Annotated in this window: 22 protein-coding genes and 2 pseudogenes; 22 read left to right on the forward strand and 2 right to left on the reverse strand. The window is 41.0% G+C overall.

Annotation, left to right across the window (positions count from 1 at the left end):
• The 21 genes and pseudogenes from HT720_RS10215 to HT720_RS04820 all read left to right on the forward strand — a co-directional run.
• The coding region (locus HT720_RS10215) for a hypothetical protein (protein WP_240156321.1) at window positions 1-1,165 on the forward strand (1,165 nt) is incomplete at its 5' end.
• A gap of 311 nt (window positions 1,166-1,476) precedes the next feature.
• A pseudogene (locus HT720_RS04725) lies at window positions 1,477-1,936 on the forward strand (DUF4231 domain-containing protein).
• A gap of 12 nt (window positions 1,937-1,948) precedes the next feature.
• Window positions 1,949-2,557, forward strand: coding sequence for a hypothetical protein (locus HT720_RS04730; RefSeq protein ID WP_000083609.1), 609 nt, complete (start codon window positions 1,949-1,951; stop codon window positions 2,555-2,557).
• The gene (locus HT720_RS04735; protein WP_240156322.1) at window positions 2,550-2,960 is read left to right on the forward strand and encodes a hypothetical protein; all 411 of its coding nucleotides are present in this window, start codon (window positions 2,550-2,552) and stop codon (window positions 2,958-2,960) included. Before HT720_RS04730 ends, HT720_RS04735 begins: the two co-directional genes overlap by 8 nt.
• Before the next feature lie 10 nt (window positions 2,961-2,970).
• Complete coding sequence (gene ply, locus HT720_RS04740) at window positions 2,971-4,386, forward strand: cholesterol-dependent cytolysin pneumolysin (protein ID WP_173274865.1); 1,416 nt, start codon at window positions 2,971-2,973, stop codon at window positions 4,384-4,386.
• Between the two features lie 671 nt (window positions 4,387-5,057).
• Window positions 5,058-5,774 carry a YebC/PmpR family DNA-binding transcriptional regulator gene (locus HT720_RS04745; protein WP_023940351.1) on the forward strand — a complete coding sequence of 239 codons (717 nt, stop codon included), beginning with the start codon at window positions 5,058-5,060 and terminating at the stop codon, window positions 5,772-5,774.
• Between the two features lie 176 nt (window positions 5,775-5,950).
• Window positions 5,951-6,421, forward strand: coding sequence for a MarR family winged helix-turn-helix transcriptional regulator (locus HT720_RS04750; protein WP_173274866.1), 471 nt, complete (start codon window positions 5,951-5,953; stop codon window positions 6,419-6,421).
• A complete protein-coding gene (locus HT720_RS04755; RefSeq protein WP_173274867.1) occupies window positions 6,396-8,165 on the forward strand; it encodes an ABC transporter ATP-binding protein in 1,770 nt (589 codons plus the stop codon). The genes HT720_RS04750 and HT720_RS04755 overlap by 26 nt, the downstream gene beginning before the upstream one ends.
• Window positions 8,155-9,915, forward strand: a complete 1,761-nt coding sequence (locus tag HT720_RS04760; RefSeq protein WP_173274868.1) for an ABC transporter ATP-binding protein — start codon at window positions 8,155-8,157, stop codon at window positions 9,913-9,915. The genes HT720_RS04755 and HT720_RS04760 overlap by 11 nt, the downstream gene beginning before the upstream one ends.
• A gap of 95 nt (window positions 9,916-10,010) precedes the next feature.
• Window positions 10,011-10,514, forward strand: a complete 504-nt coding sequence (locus tag HT720_RS04765; protein ID WP_173274869.1) for a phosphatase PAP2 family protein — start codon at window positions 10,011-10,013, stop codon at window positions 10,512-10,514.
• Between the two features lie 219 nt (window positions 10,515-10,733).
• Window positions 10,734-11,180: a LytTR family DNA-binding domain-containing protein gene (locus HT720_RS04770; protein ID WP_173274870.1), complete on the forward strand. Its 447-nt coding sequence runs from the start codon at window positions 10,734-10,736 to the stop codon at window positions 11,178-11,180.
• Between the two features lie 4 nt (window positions 11,181-11,184).
• Window positions 11,185-11,859, forward strand: a complete 675-nt coding sequence (locus tag HT720_RS04775; protein WP_173274871.1) for a hypothetical protein — start codon at window positions 11,185-11,187, stop codon at window positions 11,857-11,859.
• Window positions 11,860-12,083: 224 nt separating this feature from the next.
• Window positions 12,084-12,299: pseudogene (locus tag HT720_RS04780) on the forward strand (N-acetylmuramoyl-L-alanine amidase family protein); the annotation flags it as partial.
• A 90-nt stretch (window positions 12,300-12,389) separates the two neighbouring features.
• Entirely contained in the window at window positions 12,390-12,689 is a 300-nt protein-coding gene (locus HT720_RS04785; RefSeq protein WP_001013971.1) for a DUF4651 domain-containing protein, read from the forward strand.
• Window positions 12,686-13,003, forward strand: a complete 318-nt coding sequence (locus tag HT720_RS04790) for a thioredoxin family protein (protein ID WP_000615777.1) — start codon at window positions 12,686-12,688, stop codon at window positions 13,001-13,003. The genes HT720_RS04785 and HT720_RS04790 overlap by 4 nt, the downstream gene beginning before the upstream one ends.
• Window positions 13,004-13,018: 15 nt before the next feature.
• Complete coding sequence (ytpR, locus tag HT720_RS04795) at window positions 13,019-13,645, forward strand: YtpR family tRNA-binding protein (RefSeq protein WP_173274873.1); 627 nt, start codon at window positions 13,019-13,021, stop codon at window positions 13,643-13,645.
• A 41-nt stretch (window positions 13,646-13,686) separates the two neighbouring features.
• Window positions 13,687-14,448: an SDR family NAD(P)-dependent oxidoreductase gene (locus tag HT720_RS04800; protein ID WP_173274874.1), complete on the forward strand. Its 762-nt coding sequence runs from the start codon at window positions 13,687-13,689 to the stop codon at window positions 14,446-14,448.
• Window positions 14,449-14,525: 77 nt separating this feature from the next.
• Entirely contained in the window at window positions 14,526-14,921 is a 396-nt protein-coding gene (locus HT720_RS04805) for a single-stranded DNA-binding protein (RefSeq protein WP_000282442.1), read from the forward strand.
• A gap of 155 nt (window positions 14,922-15,076) precedes the next feature.
• Entirely contained in the window at window positions 15,077-15,361 is a 285-nt protein-coding gene (groES, locus tag HT720_RS04810; protein ID WP_173274875.1) for a co-chaperone GroES, read from the forward strand.
• A 15-nt stretch (window positions 15,362-15,376) separates the two neighbouring features.
• Entirely contained in the window at window positions 15,377-16,999 is a 1,623-nt protein-coding gene (gene groL, locus HT720_RS04815) for a chaperonin GroEL (RefSeq protein ID WP_173274876.1), read from the forward strand.
• Between the two features lie 137 nt (window positions 17,000-17,136).
• Entirely contained in the window at window positions 17,137-17,904 is a 768-nt protein-coding gene (locus tag HT720_RS04820) for an epoxyqueuosine reductase QueH (RefSeq protein ID WP_020900987.1), read from the forward strand.
• Between the two features lie 70 nt (window positions 17,905-17,974).
• On the opposite strand, the gene HT720_RS04825 is transcribed toward HT720_RS04820, so the two are convergent.
• Together HT720_RS04825 and recX are read right to left on the reverse strand one after the other, a co-directional pair.
• Window positions 17,975-18,508 carry a DUF402 domain-containing protein gene (locus HT720_RS04825; protein WP_000775321.1) on the reverse strand — a complete coding sequence of 178 codons (534 nt, stop codon included), beginning with the start codon at window positions 18,506-18,508 and terminating at the stop codon, window positions 17,975-17,977.
• An 88-nt stretch (window positions 18,509-18,596) separates the two neighbouring features.
• Complete coding sequence (gene recX, locus HT720_RS04830; RefSeq protein ID WP_173274877.1) at window positions 18,597-19,373, reverse strand: recombination regulator RecX; 777 nt, start codon at window positions 19,371-19,373, stop codon at window positions 18,597-18,599.
• Between the two features lie 37 nt (window positions 19,374-19,410).
• Here recX and rlmD point away from each other — a divergent pair, with 37 nt between their 5' ends.
• Complete coding sequence (gene rlmD / locus HT720_RS04835; RefSeq protein WP_173274878.1) at window positions 19,411-20,766, forward strand: 23S rRNA (uracil(1939)-C(5))-methyltransferase RlmD; 1,356 nt, start codon at window positions 19,411-19,413, stop codon at window positions 20,764-20,766.
• Window positions 20,767-20,780 lie beyond the last annotated feature (14 nt).

The raw sequence follows: 20,780 nt of genomic DNA on the forward strand, positions 1-20,780 counted from the left end.
AAATGCCATCAACAACATCAATCCAAGCGTGCAAACTAACAATGGTGGCAATACCAACAATGGTGGCAACACTAACACCGGTGGCAATACCAACAATGGTGGCAACACTAACAATGGTGGTAATACCAACAATGGTGGCAACACTAATAACGGTGGGGACACTAATAACGGTGGGGACACTAATAACGGTGGGGACACTAATAACGGTGGCAACACTAACAATGGTGGGGACACTAACAATGGTGGCAACACTAATAACGGTGGGGACACCAACAATGGTGGCAACACTAACAATGGTGGTAATACCAACAATGGTGGCAACACTAATAACGGTGGGGACACTAATAACGGTGGCAACACTAACACCGGTGGCAACACTAACAATGGTGGTAACACTAACAATGGTGGTAACACTAATAACGGTGGCAACACTAACACCGATGGCAACACTAACAATGGTGGCAACACTAACGCTGGTGGCAACACCAACAATGGTGGCAACACTAATAACGGTGGCAACACTAATAACGGTGGCAACACTAACACCAGTGTGACACCACCAACCCGTAACCGGAGAAGTGTAACCTTTGCTGGTGGCACTCAATCGAGTCAAGAGAAACAGGTTGATAAATCAGTCTTAAGAGATTTGATTCAAGACTTGGAAACTCGTTTGAAAGACTTGGATGGTATTGATCAATCTGTCATTGACGCTGCGAAGGTCATTCTCGGAGAGGGTCAAGAAGCCCTTAGAAATGCTGACTTGACAGAGGCAGGCTTGAAAGAGATTACTGCTAAGATCAAAGAAGCTCTCGAATCCTTGAAAGGCAAGCAAACGACTAAGGATGAAGAAGAAAGGAAAGAAACAAGCAAAGAGCAAGGTCATCTTCCGTACGGTACGATGATTGGCAGCCTACTCGCCCTTCTTGGTCTCCTTCTCTTCCTCATCGCTCGTCGTAAGAAAGAGTCAGAACTCAAGAAATTGACCAAGGAATTGACTAAGGTTCTGCAAGAAAGCGACCTTACAAGTGTAGATGCCAAAGTTCTCGACCAAGCACGAGAAGCTCTCGCTCAAGCAGTTGCCTTCCTAGCCAATGAGAAAGAGTCTGACCACACAGAAGATGAGTTGATTGAAAAACTCAAAGCTATTCTTGCTCAGTTAAGATAAGCAATGCTTAGATGAGTCGGAAACTAGCTAGAATAGTGATTGATAGAATGTTGGAAAAACTCAATCTGAGGTGAACATTCAGAAAATCTTTCTCTGATAAAACGCATAATATCAAGCTTTTTAAGGCAAGGTATTATGCGTTTTTATCATTTTGAAACTTTTTGTTCCATCCTTTTTGTGATACTTTTCCCTTATTTCATAAACATTTCATATTTGGATTTTATAATAAGCTATAGTCCAGTTTTTACTATACTTTGACATTCAAATATGTTATACTATGATTATCAAAGTAAATGAAAGGGGTTACGAACATGACGCCAGAAGAAATGTATCTGACAGATCGATTGGATGTACAGATAGCTCATTTTTTTAAAGAAAAGTGTTCAACATCGTAGACGCTATAAGGTATTAAAAATAACAGAAATTGTGGCAGGTTTCCTCATAGCTGTTTTTTGCGCTATTCCTATGCCAGGTGATCGCTACCGTTTGATTTCGGTTGCCTTGTCCAGTCTAGGCTTGCTGTGTGAGGGGATTCTCAATTTGTATAATGCAAAGGAACACTGGATTTCTTACCAAAAGACTGCGCAACTCCTGGAGAGAGAAAAATTCCTTTATCAATGCCAAACGGAGAAATATGCAGGAAAAACCAAGGCTTTTGCCCTATTTGTCAAGACATGCGAAAGTCTTATCTCAGAGGAAATCAACCAGTGGGAAAGTATCCAGTCAAAAGAAGTGGCAGCTAGTGCAGAAGCTCCAGTTAAAAAAGAATAGGAGGTGGAGGAAATGTCTCAATCCAGCTACCTGTCGCCCTTGCTCTGGTTGAAAAAAGAAGCCGATAAAGAAGAGATGAGCGCGACTCAGTGCCAGATATTTTTCTTTTACTATCAACTATTTGAACTCTTATTTGCTAGAGAAAGCGACTTGAGAGACTTGTGTCTGGGAAGGCAAGGTTTTTATTTCTCGCAGTTAGAGAAAGATTTGCTTTCTGGAGTTTCCCACTTTCTAAAAAACTTGGAGGGAAAAGTAACTCTCAAGGCTAACCAAGAAGTATCAGCTCGCAAAGCTCTTTTTCTAGCCTTGACAACTAGCCAGTCAGATTGGCAATCTTTGGCTCCTGTTTTTGATTTTTATCAGACTATCGGGAGACTTGAAAGTCCTTCTCTCTTGAGTTCTCAGGACAGACAATATCTGATGTGGATTTACCAGTCAGCTTTGGAGAAGGATTATAGTGTCAAGGTAATTGGAGACAAGTATTTTGTATTGAAGAGACAAGATGCTACTAAATTGACAGCGCGCCAAACTCAAACTTTGGAAATTCTGAGTCAATCAGAAGACTTGGTCAATCCTGTCTATGTTACATTAGGAGAAAAGGGGGTGCTCTTACTTGATTAAGAGAGGAGATGTTGTAGCTCTTTATTTGCCTTTTCCGACTATTAGTAGCGATTTGGCTGTGAAGAATCATATGTATATCTGTATTGACAACAGCATGACTAAAAACAAAGAGTTGATTAAAAATCAGACCTTCAAACCAGCTCTCTTGACCAGACGTTTGGTCAAGAACTTTATGATAGAAGAGCCGGATTTAGCTCGTAATCCTTTTACAAGACCAACCTTGATTGACTTAGATAAGGTATTTATGTTGGATAATACGGTTATTCCGACTTCTTATCTAGCCAGACGGCGACGCAATGTCTCAGAAGAATTGTACGAGGAAATTTTGGATCACTTAGTCCAACCACGGCTGATTTCGCTGAACAAGTCTGAGTTTATGCAACTCAATCCAGGAACTTATTAGGAGGAAGAATATGGCAAATAAAGCAGTAAATGACTTTATACTAGCTATGGATTATGATAAAAAGAAACTCTTGACCCATCAGGGAGAGAGTATTGAAAATCGTTTCATCAAAGAGGGGAATCAGCTACCCGATGAGTTTGTTGTTATCGAAAGAAAGAAGCGGAGCTTGTCGACAAACACAAGTGATATTTCCGTGACGGCTACCAACGATAGTCGCCTCTATCCTGGAGCACTTCTCGTAGTGGATGAGACCTTGTTAGAGAATAATCCCACTCTTCTTGCGGTCGATCGTGCCCCGATGACTTATAGTATTGACTTGCCTGGCTTGGCAAGTAGTGATAGCTTTCTCCAAGTAGAAGACCCCAGCAATTCAAGTGTTCGCGGAGCGGTAAACGATTTGTTGGCCAAGTGGCATCAAGATTATGGTCAGATCAATAATGTCCCAGCTAGAATGCAGTATGAAAAAATCACGGCTCACAGCATGGAACAACTCAAGGTCAAGTTTGGTTCTGACTTTGAAAAGACAGGGAATTCTCTTGATATTGATTTTAACTCTGTCCATTCGGGCGAAAAGCAGATTCAGATTGTTAATTTTAAGCAGATTTATTATACAGTCAGCGTAGATGCTGTTAAAAATCCAGGAGATGTGTTTCAAGATACTGTAACGGTAGAGGATTTGAGGCAGAGAGGAATTTCCGCAGAGCGTCCTTTGGTCTATATTTCGAGTGTTGCTTACGGGCGTCAGGTCTATCTCAAGTTGGAAACCACGAGTAAGAGTGATGAAGTAGAGGCTGCTTTTGAAGCTTTGATAAAAGGAGTCAAGGTGGCTCCTCAGACAGAGTGGAAGCAGATTTTGGACAATACAGAAGTGAAGGCAGTTATTTTAGGGGGCGACCCGAGTTCGGGTGCCCGAGTTGTAACAGGCAAGGTGGATATGGTAGAGGACTTGATTCAAGAAGGCAGTCGCTTTACAGCCGATCACCCAGGCTTGCCGATTTCCTATACAACTTCTTTTTTACGGGACAATGTAGTTGCGACCTTTCAAAACAGTACAGACTATGTTGAGACTAAGGTGACAGCTTACAGAAACGGAGATTTACTCTTGGATCATAGTGGTGCCTATGTTGCCCAATATTACATTACTTGGGATGAATTATCCTATGATAATCAAGGTAAGGAAATCTTGACTGCTAAGGCTTGGGACAGAAATGGCCAGGATTTGACGGCTCACTTTACCACTAGTATTCCTTTAAAAGGGAATGTTCGCAATCTCTCTATCAAAATTAGAGAGTGTACCGGACTTGCCTGGGAATGGTGGCGTACGGTTTATGAAAAAACCGATTTGCCCCTAGTGCGTAAGCGGACGATTTCTATTTGGGGAACGACTCTCTATCCTCAGGTAGAGGATAAGGTAGAAAATGATTAGGGGGGAAGAATGTTTGCGACAAAAAGAGGCGATGATCTCTCTGCGAATATCTGAAAGTTTATCTCTTGCCTAGCGATTTCCATTGGAGCATGCTCGTGATGTTAAAATGAGTCTATCAAACAGGGGCTGTAAGAAAAAGTAAAAAGGGTAGTGAAACTCCTTGCTATACAGGGAATTAGCTACCTTTTACTTGTTTTAGAAGTGCCGTTGTACTAGTCTAACTTCAGTATCATGTGAAATCAAAAAGAGCATAAATTTCTGTTTCAAGAACACATAAATTATGGTTTTGTTTAGAAACTCTTCTATTGATTTCTTAGAATACAATAGCGCCTATGAGAACTGTTGAATTTCAAAGTATTTACTTGAACTATGATATGTCTGGAGTAGACTGTCAACAAAAGCTGCAGTATGATTGTTTTTGTCGCTTATATCTACAACCTCAAAACAGTAGCTTGAGCGGACTTTGTCAAACTTGGCTGAAACTTTCTATTTGCAGATAATGGTCTAGTTTGTTTTTTGAATGTTGATAAAGATAGAAAGGCAAGGCCATCTTGGCAACTAAAGTAGCATCTTAACTTGATTTACTGAATAAAATCTATTTCCTCTAGTGAAAATCGAAAAAACTTGTGTTATAATAAGAAAGATTAAAATGTGAAAAAAGGAGATTCCTAATGGGACGTAAATGGGCCAATATCGTAGCCAAGAAAACGGCTAAAGATGGAGCTAACTCTAAAGTATATGCAAAATTTGGTGTAGAAATCTATGTAGCAGCAAAAAAAGGTGATCCAGATCCAGAATCAAACTCAGCCTTGAAATTCGTTATCGACCGTGCTAAACAAGCCCAAGTGCCAAAACACGTTATCGATAAAGCTTTGGACAAGGCTAAAGGAAACACAGACGAAACCTTTACAGAAGGACGTTACGAAGGTTTTGGACCAAATGGTTCTATGTTGATCGTGGATACTTTGACTTCAAACGTTAACCGTACAGCGGCTAATGTCCGTGCAGCTTTTGGTAAAAATGGCGGAAACATGGGTGCTTCAGGTTCTGTTTCTTACCTCTTTGACAACAAGGGTGTTATCGTATTTGCTGGAGAAGATGCGGACGCGGTCTTTGAGCAATTGCTAGAAGCGGATGTGGATGTGGACGATGTAGAAGCAGAAGAAGGTACAATCACAGTTTACACAGCGCCAACTGACCTTCACAAGGCTATCGTTGCCCTTCGTGAGTCAGGTATCCAAGAATTCCAAGTGACTGAATTGGAAATGATTCCTCAGTCAGAAGTGGAATTGTCAGGTGATGACCTTGAAACTTTTGAAAAACTTTACAGCGTTCTTGAAGACGACGAAGACGTACAAAAAATCTACACAAACGTAGACGGGTTCTAATTTAACCTAGAGAACATGATCCTAAGTGAAAAAATCACTTGGGATTTTTTGAATCAAGAAAATAGTTCTCTAGGAAACTTTTTCTTGACATCTCTTTTCAAAGTGGTAAAATAGTTCTCATGAAAACTTATTTAGTTCCTAGGAGAACTAAATTTGATAGTTAGAAAGGAGTTAGTATGGATAAACCGATGTTAGTCTTTAAGCGTTTTGGTCATCAGATTCACCTGATGGTGCAAAAGGAAGCCAAACGTTGTGGTATTGAATTTATGGGTGGGCCTCAAGGTCAGGTTGTGCGTTTTTTGGATAATCGTGAGAAAAACCAAGACTTGGTCTTGATTAAAGATATCGAGCAGGAACTCAATATTACCAAGTCTGTTGCTAGTAATTTGGTCAAGCGTATGGTGCAAAATGGTTTGGTGGAATTGGAGGCGAGTCCTGTTGATAAGCGGGCAAAATTTGTTTGTTTGACGGACAAAGCACGTTCTCAAATGCAGCAGGTTAAGGCCTTCTTTGAACGCATAGACAAGCAGTTGATGGAAGACATTGATGAAGATGAATTACTGATTTTTGAGAAAGTTCTCGGTCAACTACAGGCAAATATCGAGGGAATAGGAGGAGAGAATGAAGAAATTAGCCAAACGAATTAGTAGGAAAGAATGGGGGATGATTTTACTAGCCATTCTCTTTACCTGCCTTTCGGTCTATCTGGAGTTGGAAGTGCCGACTTATATCTCGAAAATTACGGATTTGCTAGGTAGTCAAGGAACTAATTTAGATGAGTTGTGGCAGCCGGCAAGCATGATGGTGGGAATGTCCTTTCTTGCCTTCTTGTCCGTAGTTGCAGTTGGATTTTTTGCATCCCGAGTGGCGGCTTCTTATACTAGTAGGCTGAGAAGTGATATTTTTAACCGAGTTTTGGATTACTCGCAGACAGAGATTAAGAAATTCTCTATTCCCAGTCTTTTAACTCGTACCACCAATGATATTACTCAAGTTCAAATGTTGATTACCATGGGCTTGCAAGTAGTTACGCGTGGTCCAATTATGGCTATCTGGGCTATTGGGAAGATTTTAGGTCATTCAGAATACTGGCTCTGGTCCGTTCTTGTAGCAGTGATTGTCAATGTTTTGATGACGACAGTCTTGATGACGCTAGCCTTTCCAAAACAGTCCTTGATTCAAAGTCTGACTGATAAACTGAACAGTATCACTCGTGAGAGTTTAACAGGTATTCGTGTTGTTCGCGCCTACAATGCTGAAGAATACCAAAATGAAAAATTTGCAGCAGCAAATGATGAATTGACACGCTTTAATTTGTTTGTCAACCGTCTTATGGCTATTTTGAACCCTATCATGATGGGGATTTCAAGTGGTTTGAGTGTGGCGATTTACTGGATTGGGGCCTATGTGATTAACGACGCTGCTCCGATAGCGCGTCTGCCTCTCTTTAGTGACATGATTGTTTTCATGTCTTATGCCATGCAGGTTGTCATGGGCTTCCTTCTCATGGGAGCACTCTTCATCGTTCTTCCCCGAACTATGGTCTCTGCCAAGCGGATCAACCAGGTTTTAGATTTGCATTCTTCTATCCAAAATCCTGCTCAAGTGCGAATGGCTGATGAAAACCTCAAAGGTCAGGTCGAGTTTAAGGATGTAACCTTCCGCTATGCGGCAAATTCGGAGGCGGTTATTGAGAATGTTAGCTTTAGAGCAGAAGCTGGTCAAACAGTGGCCTTTATTGGGTCAACAGGTTCTGGTAAATCAACTCTGGTCAATCTGATTCCACGTTTCTACGATGTGTCAGACGGAGAAATTCTGGTGGACGGTGTCAATGTTCAAGACTATGCCTTAGAATATTTGCGCAACAAGGTTGGTTATATTCCTCAGAAAGCGGTTCTCTTTTCAGGTGATGTCAAGGACAATCTAGACTTTGGACAAAGTCAAGAAACACCACTTAGTGAGCAGGCTATGTGGCAAGCCTTGGAGTTGGCTCAGTCTAAGAACTTTATCGAAGACAAGGAAGTGGGCTTAGCGTCAGAAGTGGCCCAAGGAGGAGCCAACTTCTCAGGTGGTCAAAGACAGCGTCTGGCAATTGCGCGTGCCTTGGCTCGGAAACCAGAAATTCTCATCTTTGATGACTCCTTCTCAGCCTTGGACTACAAGACAGATCGTGTCCTACGCCAAGAGTTAGCAGAGAAAACCAAGTCTATGACCAAGCTTATCGTCGCACAGCGTATTTCAACGATTATGGATGCTGATTTGATTTTGGTCTTGGATCAAGGTAAAGTCGTGGGACAAGGCACCCACAAGGAACTTCTAGCTAATAATGAAGTTTACCAAGAAATTGCCTATTCACAACTATCGAAGGAGGAATTGGAACATGGAAAATAAGAAAATGTCTCTCTGGAAACAGAGTAAACCCTATCTTGCAGGCCTCCAGTTTGCCCTTTTGATTGCCTTTCTAGCAACAATCCTATCCAATATCATTACCGTATATGGTCCAACCCGTATTAAGGAAATGACCAATATCATTGCCAGTGGTCTGGGAACCAGTGTAGATGTCGCGGCGGTTGCAACTATTGGTGGTTTTTTGGCCGTGATTTATGTGATCGGACTTCTATCAAATTATTTGCAGGCCTTTCTGTTTACAACAGCCATTCAACGTTTTTCAGAGCGTTTGAGAACAGCCATTGCAGATAAAATCAATCGCCTACCATTGAGATATTTTGATGGACATTCTCAAGGAGATACCTTGTCTCGTGTGACCAATGACGTTGACACTGCAGCCCAGTCCCTTAATCAAAGTCTAGGAACAGTTCTTTCATCTAGTTTACTGGTCTTGGCAGTCTTGGTAACTATGTTTGGGATGAACTGGATTTTAGCCTTGGTGACGGTTGTGTCAACTCTTGTTGGCTTTGCTTTCGTGTCTGTCTTTATGGGAAAATCCCAGGGCTTCTTTAAGAGTCAGCAACAAGATTTGGCAGCTGTCAATGGTTATGTGGAGGAAATGTATTCTGGCCATAATGTGGTGACCAGTTACAATGCTATCGAGAGCACGAAAGAAGAGTTTTCGAGATTAAACCATCGCCTGTATGATAGTATCTGGAAATCTCAGTTTATTTCAGGGATTATGATGCCGATTATGATGTTTATTGGGAACTTTAGTTATGCCTTGGTGATTATCGTTGGTGCAGCCTTGGCTCTGAATGGGCAGATTAGTATCGGGATTATCGTTGCCTTTATGGCCTACGTTCGTATCTTTTCTCAACCCCTTTCCCAAATTGCTCAAGGGATTACCAGTCTTCAGCAGGCTAGCGCAGCCATGGGACGTGTCTTCGAATTCTTAGCCGAAGATGAAATGGAAGATGAATCCCATAAAGAAAGACAATTGAGCGATATGAAAGGTCAAGTAGTCTTTGATCGAATTTCCTTTGGTTACACACCAGAGCGAACCATTATCCATGACTTTTCTGCGACTGCTCATGCAGGTCAAAAGGTTGCCATTGTCGGACCGACTGGGGCTGGTAAGACAACTATTGTCAATCTTTTGATGAAGTTCTATGAGCTTGATAAGGGAAGCATCCGTATTGATGGTGTGGATACCAAGGAGATGAAGCGATCGGAAGTGCACGATGCCTTTTCAATGGTCTTGCAGGACACTTGGCTCTTTGAAGGCACTATCCGAGACAATCTTATCTATAACCAAGAGGGTATTAGTGATGAGCGCGTTATTGAAGCCAGCAAGGCTGTAGGGATTCACCACTTTATCATGACCCTACCAGATGCTTACGATACCGTCTTGGATGATACAGTGACCTTGTCTGTCGGGCAAAAACAACTTTTGACTATCGCTCGTGCTTTGCTGAAAGATGCACCGCTCCTAATCCTAGATGAGGCGACTTCTTCTGTTGATACCCGTACAGAGGAATTGATTCAGAAAGCCATGGATCGTTTGATGGAGGGCAGAACTTCCTTTGTCATCGCCCACCGCTTGTCAACCATTCGTAATGCTGATCTGATTCTGGTTATGAAGGATGGCAATATCATCGAGCAAGGCAATCATGAGGAGCTAATGGCGCAAGCTGGTTTCTACGCTGACCTCTACAACAGTCAATTTACAGAAGGCGAAGCAGAAGAATAAACCCAAAGAAGGCTTGACGGCCTTCTTTTTCTGCACTATACTAGAAGAAAAGTGCTTCCCTGTAAGCAAAATTTGAGTAAGTGATGAGAAAATATATGAAAAATTATCAAGAATGGTATGACCACATTACTGGTAACATTGAAAATAAGCCTATCTTTCTGAGACGGTTAAGAACTTTCAATCGGTTCATGACGGTAGTTATGCCTATGATTTATCTAACCTTGTTAGCAATTACCTATCTCCAACAAGGACTTGGGGAACAGGTCTTGATCTATTTGTTTATTCCAGCGTCAGGTTTTGTGATTTTGTCCTTTCTTCGTAAGAAAATCAATGCCCCTAGGCCTTATGAGGAATGGGATATTAAACCTTTGCTTGACAGAGATAGTCCTGGTCAGTCTATGCCCAGCCGTCATGTCTTTTCAGCAACCATTATTTCCATGGCTTGCTTGCATGCTAGTTTATCTGTAGGGGTTGTCTTGTTGGTCTTGTCAGCCCTCCTCGGACTTGTGCGAGTCTTAGGTGGCGTGCATTATCCCAGGGATGTAGTGGTTGGCTATATTTGTGCTCTTGTGTGGGGTGTGCTTTTCTTTCTATTTTGACCTGTAAGTTAATACTCAATGAAAATCAAAGAGCAAACTAGGAAGCTAGCCGCAAGCTGTACTTGAGTACGGTAAGGCGACGCTGACGTGGTTTGAATTTGATTTTCGAAGAGTATAAGGCGGTCCTAGAACCACTTACGTGCCTAAAGTAACCACTTGCTTTTTTGCTCTTGTTTTCTTATTTTTCCTTTGATATAGTAGAGTCAGAAAGGAGATGGAATGAAGTTACGAATCGAAATTGACAGCAATTTAGAGGAAACTGAAATTGTCATCAAGGCAGCGGCTTTGACAGATGAGATCGCGGACTTACAGCGCCTCTTGCAAGAATCCAAGTCTCCTCGGTTGATTTTTTACAAGGGGACGGGTGAGTATTATCTGGATTTGTCGAAAATTCTCTTCTTTGAAACAGAGGGGAACAAGATTTATGCCCATACCCAGAAAGATGCCTACGAGGTTCGGCTTAAACTCTATGAGTTAGAGGCTATCCTTCCTCGCTATTTTAGTCGAGTATCCAAGTCAACTATCGCTAATATTCGGCAAATCTATTCGGTGGACAAGTCCTTTTCAGGAACGAGCACCATTTCCTTTTATCAGACCCACAAGGAGGTTCATGTGTCACGGCATTACCAATCCCTCCTAAAAGAAAATCTAAGAAACATGAGGTAACAAGATGAAAAAGAAAGCATTTGGTATTGTGTTGCTAGTATTGGCAGCATGGATTTTATTACAGGGACATTATGGTGTCCCATCCTTGGAGACTAAGTATTCTCCCTTCATCTTTATTGCTTTTCTTTTTTATAAGGCAATAGAATCTTCCCTTAGGCATCATTGGACAAGTGCCACTTTTTTAGCATTAACAGCATTAAATATAGTGAATCTTTTTTATGATTGGATTCAGCTATCTCCTGTTTCACTTATTTGGGCTAGTATTTTAATTGTAATGGGTGTCAGCACACTCACTCACTCTAACAGAACTTGGAATGGGAAAAAATGGTGGTATGATGGTGAAAAAAACATTCTTACAGATAAGGAAGTTGCTTTTGGGACAGGGACTTTCTACAAGCAAGACCAAGAATTGGTAGAAGACCAAGTTGAAGTTGGTTTTGGGAATGCCAAGATATATTATGACAATGCAGAGATGTTAGGTGATTTTGCTACTCTGGATATTGAAGTTGGTTTTGGCAATGCAGTTATCTATGTTCCCCAACATTGGAGAGTTGATTTGAAGGTGGAAACTTTCTGTGGTGTAGCCAAGGCAGATGCCCCTCTAGCCCCAACCAGCAAAACCTTGATTATCCGTGGAGATGTGGCCTTTGGGAAGTTGGGAATTGTCTACGTTAAATAAAAAAATCTTCACTTCAACCATCAAAATAGACGTACTAAGAGTAGGAAATTGATGCCTTGCTCTGATTTCCGTTCTATTGTTGTTAGACTTTAAAAAATGAAATGTTGCCTTTAAAAGTTGTATATTTTTCGATATTTTGGCTCTTACGTTTGATGTATCTATGTCCTACAGCGTGGATGATGTAGTGTCAAATGTTTTAAAAAAATGAATGATATTGGACAGTTTTTTTGGCCTCTAATTGCTCAGGAGCTATGAAAGCAAGCGCTTGGGTTTATGACAAGGGAGAATGGTATTATGTAAGTTCTTCTGGTTCCATGCTAGCGAATGATTGGGTCAAAGATAATGGCAAGTGGTATTATCTAGCTTCATCAGGTAAGATGCTTCGCAATACCTACACGCTTGATGGTTACTACGTTGGCAACTCAGGCGCCTGGCAATAAGTATAAGAAGTCCTTTTCCTTAAAGGAAGGGGCTTTTTACTTGTGTTTCTGCTACTTCCTCATTTGTCCTAAAGCCTTTTTTGTGTTAAAATGAATGGTATGAAAGCTAAAAAAATGTGGATGGCAGGTCTGGCTCTGCTTGGTATTGGGAGCCTTGCCCTTGCTACGAAAAAAGTTGCAGATGACCGTAAGCTCATGAAGACTCAGGAAGAGTTGACAGCGATTGTGCGAGACCATTTTTCAGACATGGGAGAAATTGCGACCCTCTATGTTCAAGTTTATGAAAGCAGTCTAGAGAGCTTGGTTGGTGGCGTCATTTTTGAGGATGGCCGTCATTATACCTTTGTCTATGAAAATGAAGACCTAGTCTATGAGGAGGAAGTTTTATGATACAACCAGCAAGTTTAGAAGAATTGGCATCTTTAGTGGAAAAGGATGGCAAGAAAGTCTTCCTTTTTGTGGCGGACTGGTGTGGTGATTGTCGTTATATCTATCCTGCCTTGCCAGAAATTGAGGAGACCAATCCAGAGTTCACCTTTATTCGAGTGGACCGAGACCAGTATATGGATTTGGCCAAACTCTGGGATGTTTATGGAATTCCTAGCCTTGTTGTTCTAGAAAAGGACAAGGAAATCGGTCGTTTTGTTAATCGCGACCGTAAAAGCAAGCAACAAATTAACGACTTTTTAGCAGGACTGAAATAGGAGAAAAAGGAAACAATGATTTTTACATATAACAAAGAACATGTCGGTGATGTCCTTATGGTCATCGTGAAAAATAGCGGAGATGCTAAGTTAGATGTGGAGCGCAAAGGCAAGGTAGCCCGTGTTTTTCTCAAAGATAATGGAGAAACAGTGGCGTGGAATATTTTCGAAGTTTCAAGTTTGTTTGAAATTGCAGAGCGCGGTCAAGTCTTTTTATCAGATGAGCAAGTCGCTCGTTTGAACCAAGAATTACAGGCGGAAGGTTTTGAAGAGGAAATTGTTAATGACAAGGAACCTAAGTTTGTTGTTGGTGAGATCATCGAGATGGTAGCTCATCCAGATAGTGACCACCTCAACATCTGCCAAGTTGCAGTCGCAAGTGACAAGACAGTACAAATCGTTGCAGGGGCACCTAATGCGCGTGTTGGATTGAAAACAATTGTAGCTCTTCCTGGAGCTATGATGCCAAAAGGGAATCTCATTTTCCCAGGTGAACTTCGTGGTGAAAAGAGTTTTGGCATGATGTGTAGTCCTCGTGAATTGCATTTGCCAAACGCTCCGCAAAAACGAGGGGTGCTTGAATTGTCAGAAGACCAAGTTGTTGGAACTCCATTTGATCCAGCTAAACACTGGACTGCCTAAGAAGTTGTTAATATCTGATAGACCAGTTAGAAGGAAATAAGATGGCAAAAAATGTTGTGATTACAGGAGCGACATCAGGAATTGGTGAAGCGATTGCGCGTGTTTATCTGGAGCAGGGTGAGAATGTCGTTCTAACTGGACGACGGATAGACAGACTAGAAGCCCTAAAGTCGGAGTTTGTAGAAGCCTTCCCAAATCAAACAGTTTGGGCTTTTCCGCTAGATGTCACGGATATGACCATGGTAAAGACTGTCTGCTCCAATATTCTAGAAACGATAGGGGAGATTGATATTCTGGTCAACAATGCCGGACTGGCTCTAGGTTTAGCACCTTATCAGGACTATGAAGAGTTGGATATGTTGACCATGTTGGATACCAATGTTAAAGGTCTGATGGCGGTTACTCGCTGTTTCTTGCCAGCAATGGTAAAAGCCAATCAAGGACATATCATCAATATGGGCTCAACCGCAGGAATTTATGCCTATGCTGGTGCCGCTGTTTACTCAGCTACCAAGGCAGCGGTTAAGACCTTTTCAGATGGATTGCGAATTGATACCATCGCAACGGATATCAAGGTGACAACCATTCAGCCTGGAATTGTTGAAACAGATTTTTCGACGGTACGTTTTCACGGTGATAAAGAACGAGCTGCGTCCGTTTACCAAGGAATAGAAGCCTTGCAAGCTCAGGATATTGCAGATACAGTAGTCTATGTGACTAGTCAACCTCGTCGTGTGCAGATTACAGATATGACCATTATGGCAAATCAACAAGCGACAGGTTTCATGGTTCATAAAAACTAAAAAATTTCCTCGAAAAGTTACAAATTTCTGTAACTTTTTTTGATTTCCTACGAATAGATAAGTAGGAGGAAGAAAATATGTATAATAAAGTTATTCTTATTGGACGTTTAACGTCTACACCAGAATTGCACAAAACCAACAATGACAAGTCAGTAGCACGAGCAACTATCGCTGTGAATCGTCGATACAAAGACCAAAATGGCGAACGTGAAGCTGATTTTGTTAATATGGTCCTATGGGGCAGACTAGCAGAAACCTTGGCCAGCTACGCAACCAAAGGTAGTCTCATTTCAGTGGATGGAGAATTACGTACCCGTCGTTTTGAGAAAAATGGTCAGATGAACTACGTGACCGAAGTTCTCGTGACAGGATTCCAACTCTTGGAAAGTCGTGCCCAACGTGCCATGCGTGAAAATAATGCAGGCCAAGATTTGGCGGATTTGGTTTTGGAAGAGGAGGAATTGCCATTTTAAGCATTAAAAAGTCTGAGTTGCTCTCAGGCTTTTTATCTTGCCAAAGTCAGACTTTTTTCTTGACTATTTCTGACCAAGTGATACAATAGAACTATGAATTAGCACTCAAGAACAAAGAGTGCTAATAATGTCTATCTTATTATGGAGGAAATCAGATGTTGAAACCATTAGGAGACCGTGTGGTCTTAAAAATTGAAGAAAAAGAACAAACTGTTGGAGGTTTTGTCCTTGCAGGTTCAGCTCAAGAAAAAACAAAAACAGCCCAAGTTGTGGCTACTGGACAAGGTGTTCGTACCTTGAACGGTGACTTGGTAGCTCCAAGTGTTAAGCCTGGAGATCGTGTCTTAGTTGAAGCCCACGCCGGTCTTGATGTCAAAGATGGCGATGAGAAGTACGTCATCGTTGGCGAAGCTAACATCTTGGCTATCATTGAAGAATAGAAGGAGAAAGTAAGTATGTCAAAAGAAATTAAATTTTCATCTGATGCTCGTTCAGCTATGGTTCGTGGTGTCGATATCCTTGCAGATACTGTTAAAGTAACCTTGGGACCAAAAGGTCGTAATGTTGTGTTGGAAAAATCATTTGGCTCACCCTTGATTACCAATGACGGTGTGACCATTGCCAAAGAAATCGAATTGGAAGATCATTTTGAAAATATGGGTGCCAAATTGGTATCAGAAGTAGCTTCAAAAACCAACGATATCGCAGGTGATGGGACTACAACTGCAACTGTTTTGACCCAAGCAATCGTCCGTGAAGGAATCAAAAACGTCACAGCAGGTGCAAATCCAATCGGCATTCGTCGTGGGATTGAAACAGCAGTTGCTGCAGCAGTTGAAGCTTTGAAAAACAATGCTATTCCTGTTGCCAACAAAGAAGCAATCGCTCAGGTTGCTGCCGTATCTTCTCGTTCTGAAAAAGTTGGTGAGTACATCTCTGAAGCCATGGAAAAAGTTGGTAAAGACGGAGTCATCACCATTGAAGAGTCACGTGGTATGGAAACAGAGCTTGAAGTTGTGGAAGGAATGCAGTTTGACCGTGGTTACCTTTCACAGTACATGGTAACAGATAGCGAAAAAATGGTAGCTGATCTTGAAAATCCATACATTTTGATTACTGATAAGAAGATTTCAAATATCCAAGAAATCTTGCCACTCCTAGAAAGTATTCTCCAAAGCAATCGTCCACTCTTGATTATTGCGGATGATGTGGATGGCGAAGCTCTTCCAACTCTTGTTTTGAACAAGATTCGTGGAACCTTCAACGTGGTAGCAGTTAAGGCGCCTGGATTTGGTGACCGTCGTAAAGCTATGCTTGAAGACATTGCCATCTTGACAGGCGGAACAGTTATCACAGAAGACCTTGGTCTTGAGTTGAAAGATGCAACAATTGAAGCACTTGGTCAAGCAGCGAGAGTAACTGTGGACAAAGATAGCACTGTTATCGTAGAAGGTGCTGGAAACCCTGAAGCTATTTCTCACCGTGTTTCAGTTATCAAGTCTCAAATCGAAACCACAACTTCTGAATTTGACCGTGAAAAATTGCAAGAACGCTTGGCAAAATTGTCAGGTGGCGTAGCGGTTATTAAGGTCGGAGCCGCAACTGAAACTGAGTTGAAAGAAATGAAACTCCGCATTGAAGATGCCCTTAACGCTACTCGTGCAGCTGTTGAAGAAGGAATCGTTGCAGGTGGTGGGACAGCCCTTGTAAATGTTATCCCTGCCGTAGCTGATTTGGAATTGACAGGAGATGAAGCAACAGGACGCAATATTGTTCTCCGTGCTTTGGAAGAACCTGTTCGTCAGATCGCGCATAATGCAGGATTTGAAGGTTCAATCGTTATCGATCGTTTGAAAAATGCTGAAGTTGGTACAGGCTTCAACGCAGCAACTGGTGAATGGGTTAATATGATTGATCAAGGGATTATCGACCCAGTTAAAGTGAGCCGTTCAGCTCTACAAAATGCAGCATCTGTAGCCAGTTTGATTTTGACTACGGAAGCAGTTGTAGCAAATAAACCAGAACCAGTAGCCCCAGCTCCAGCAATGGATCCAAGCATGATGGGTGGGATGATGTAAGCTCTCTATAGAAAACAACTTATAAAAAACACAAAAGGAGGGAATGCCTACCCCTCCTTTTTATGCTATTCACTTCTAAATAGATTTGAGCTCTCCTAACTTATATGATAAAATAAGACTAGAAAAAGGAGAAAAACATGATCGATGTAGAAGAAATTCTGAGCAAGATGAACCCCAATCAGAAGATTAATTATGACCGTGTCATGCAGAAGATGGTACAAGTATGGGAGAAAAATGAGCAACGGCCAACTATTCTCATGCATGTTTGCTGTGCCCCTTGCAGTACCTATACTCTAGAATATTTGACTAAGTATGCAGATGTGACCATCTATTTTGCCAATTCTAATATCCATCCCAAGGCAGAATACCATAAGCGTGCCTATGTGACTAAAAAGTTTGTCAGTGATTTCAATGAGCGAACTGGCAATAACGTTCAATATCTAGAAGCTCCTTATGAACCTAACGAATATCGTAAACTGGTTCGAGGTTTGGAAGAAGAGCCTGAAGGTGGTGATCGTTGTAAGGTTTGCTTTGACTACCGCCTGGATAAAACAGCGCAAGTGGCTATGGATTTAGGTTTTGACTACTTCGGTTCGGCTTTAACCATCAGTCCTCATAAGAATTCTCAAACCATCAACAGCATCGGAATCGATGTGCAAAAAATTTATACAACCCACTATCTTCCCAGCGATTTCAAGAAAAATCAAGGCTACAAACGTTCAGTAGAGATGTGTGAAGAGTATGACATCTACCGTCAATGTTATTGTGGATGCGTCTATGCAGCCCAGGCTCAGAATATTGATTTGGTTCAGGTCAAGAAGGACGCCACAGCTTTCTTGCTGGATAAGGATGTTGAAAAAGACTATTCCCACATCAAATTTACGGTTACTAAATTAGATATATAGAGACCAACCCAGTTGAAAAGCTGGGTTTTTCAAATAAAAAAACCAGGGCTTTCACCCTAGTTTGACAACTTTACCGATTCTTTAGTTCTACATAGCGCTTGTACCAAATGTTTACATAGGCTTCTGAGAAAGGACCACGTCCATTGTTAATCCAATCAACAAGAATTTTGACATGTTCTTTTAAAATATAGTCCAAGTCATCAGAATAATTCATTTTGCGTTTGTGACGCTCATACTCCTCAACGTCCAAGAGACGTTTTTCTCCATCTGTAAAAATTTTAACATCCAAATCGTAATCAATATATTTCAGTGCTTCTTCATCCAGATAGTAGGGGCTAGCCATATTGCAATAGTAGGAAGTTCCATTATCACGAATCATGGCAATGATATTAAACCAATATTTCTTGTGAAAGTAAACAATAGCCGGTTCTCGAGTGACCCAACGACGACCATCACTTTCGGTAACAAGTGTATGATCGTTGACACCAATAATGGCGTTTTCTGTTGTTTTTAGTACCATGGTGTCCCGCCAAGTTCGGTGGAGACTCCCATCATGCTTATAACTTTGAATTGTAATAAAGTCGCCTTCTTTTGGAAGCTTCATAACTAACCAACTTTCTACAATTTATAAGTTTATCATTTACTATTGTACCATAAAATTATCTAAAATCTGTGAATTTCACTTGGAAATATTAAAGATATTCTCTAAGAGCGCTTGCTATGTCCGAAAAATCGTAGCCCTTTCGTGCTAAAACTTGAGTTAAACGCTGCTTCAGTTCGTATCCTTCATACTTTCGGGCATACTTAGCATATTGCTTATCAAGTTCCTTGAAGATGAGTTCTTGAGTCGTTTCTTCGTCGACTTGGCTATCTAAGTCGTCAAAGGCAATTTTAGCATCAGAATAGGAAAAACCCTTGTTAGTTAAGTTTTGGATTATCTTATCTTGCAAGGCACGAGCTGGAAGTTTTCCCTCCAATTTTTTCAATAGTTTATTGGCTACACGTTGAGCCACTTCAGAAAAATCAAATTCTTTCAAATTCTCTTCTATAGTAGATTTTGAAATTCCTTTTTGTGCTAGTTTCTGACTCAGTACATAAGGCCCCTTGTCTCCTGACAGTTGATTGGCATTGATGATAGCATAAGTGTACTGTCCATCATTGATCCACTTATCTTCTTTAAGATTAGCAATGACTTGAGAAACTATGTTTTCATCAATATCGTATTTTTTTAGATATTCTCTGACCTCTTTTTCAGTGCGTGCTTTAAAGGATAAATGGTAGAGGGCCAGATTCTTACCATAAGAAAATTGAGCAAAGTCCTGAATCTCCTTCAATTCCTCTTCGTTTATCACCTTATCTCTCGATAACATAAAACGAACAATTGTGTCTTCGGTGATATAGCATTTGTCGCCATTATCAAGCTCCATCAGATAGAGTCTTTTTTTCTTTTCAAGTTTTGTGATTTTCATAGTTCTATTATAACTCAAAATGTGATAAGATAGGGGTATGAATCTGAAAGTGAAACAAAAAATACCATTAAAAATCAAGCGCATGGGAATTAATGGTGAGGGAATCGGCTTTTATCAAAAAACTTTAGTCTTTGTACCCGGTGCTCTCAAAGGAGAAGATATCTATTGTCAGATTACTTCTATTAAATGTAACTTTGCTGAAGCGAAATTATTAAAGGTCAACAAGAAGTCTAAATTCCGAGTTGTGCCAGCTTGTACTATTTACAATGAGTGCGGAGGCTGCCAAATCATGCACCTGCATTATGATAAGCAGCTGGAGTTCAAGACGGACTTGCTTCATCAAGCGCTGAAAAAATTTGCCCCTGCAGGATATGAAAATTATGAAATCCGCCCGACGATTGGTATGCAGGAACCAAAGTACTACCGTGCTAAGTTACAATTTCAGACTCGAAAATTTAAGAATCAGGTCAAGGCGGGCTTATATGCACAAAACTCTCACTATTTAGTAGAGTTGAAAGATTGCCTGGTACAAGACAAGGAAACCCAAGTGATTGCTAATCGTCTAGCAGAATTACTTACTTATCACCAGATTCCAATCACAGACGAGAGGAAAGTCCTAGGTGTCCGTACTATTATGGTTCGACGAGCAAGGAAGACCGGACAGGTTCAGATTATTATTGTTACAAACCGTCAGCTTAACTTAACCCAACTTGTAAAAGAATTAGTTAAAGATTTTCCAGAAATTGTGACAGTCGCTGTGAATACAAATACAGCTAAAACCAGTGAGATATATGGTGAAAAGACAGAGATTATCTGGGGACAAGAGAGTATTCAAGAAGGTGTTCTTGATTATGAATTTTCACTATCTCCTCGAGCATTCTATCAACTAAATCCTGAACAAACAGAAGTCCTCTATAGCGAGGCGGTAAAAGCCTTGGATGTAAATAAAGAAGACCATTTGATTGATGCTTATTGTGGAGTTGGAACGATTGGATTTGCATTCGCAAAGAAAGTTAAAACACTCAGAGGTATGGATATTATTCCAGAAGCTATTGAAGATGCCAAGCGAAATGCTAAAAGAATGGGATTTGACAATACTCATTATGAAGCTGGAACGGCAGAAGAGATTATTCCTCGTTGGTACAAGGAAGGCTACCGAGCAGATGCTCTGATTGTGGATCCACCACGTACAGGTCTGGATGATAAGTTATTAGATACTATTCTTACTTATGTACCAGAAAAAATGGTTTATATTTCTTGCAATGTTTCGACCTTGGCAAGGGATTTGGTGCGTTTGGTAGAAGTCTATGATCTTCATTATATCCAGTCGGTCGATATGTTCCCACATACAGCTCGAACTGAGGCTGTTGTAAAATTAATTAAAAAATTTTAAAAAAGGTGTTGACA

This window comes from Streptococcus sp. 68, from assembly GCF_013277415.1.
GTDB lineage: Bacteria > Bacillota > Bacilli > Lactobacillales > Streptococcaceae > Streptococcus.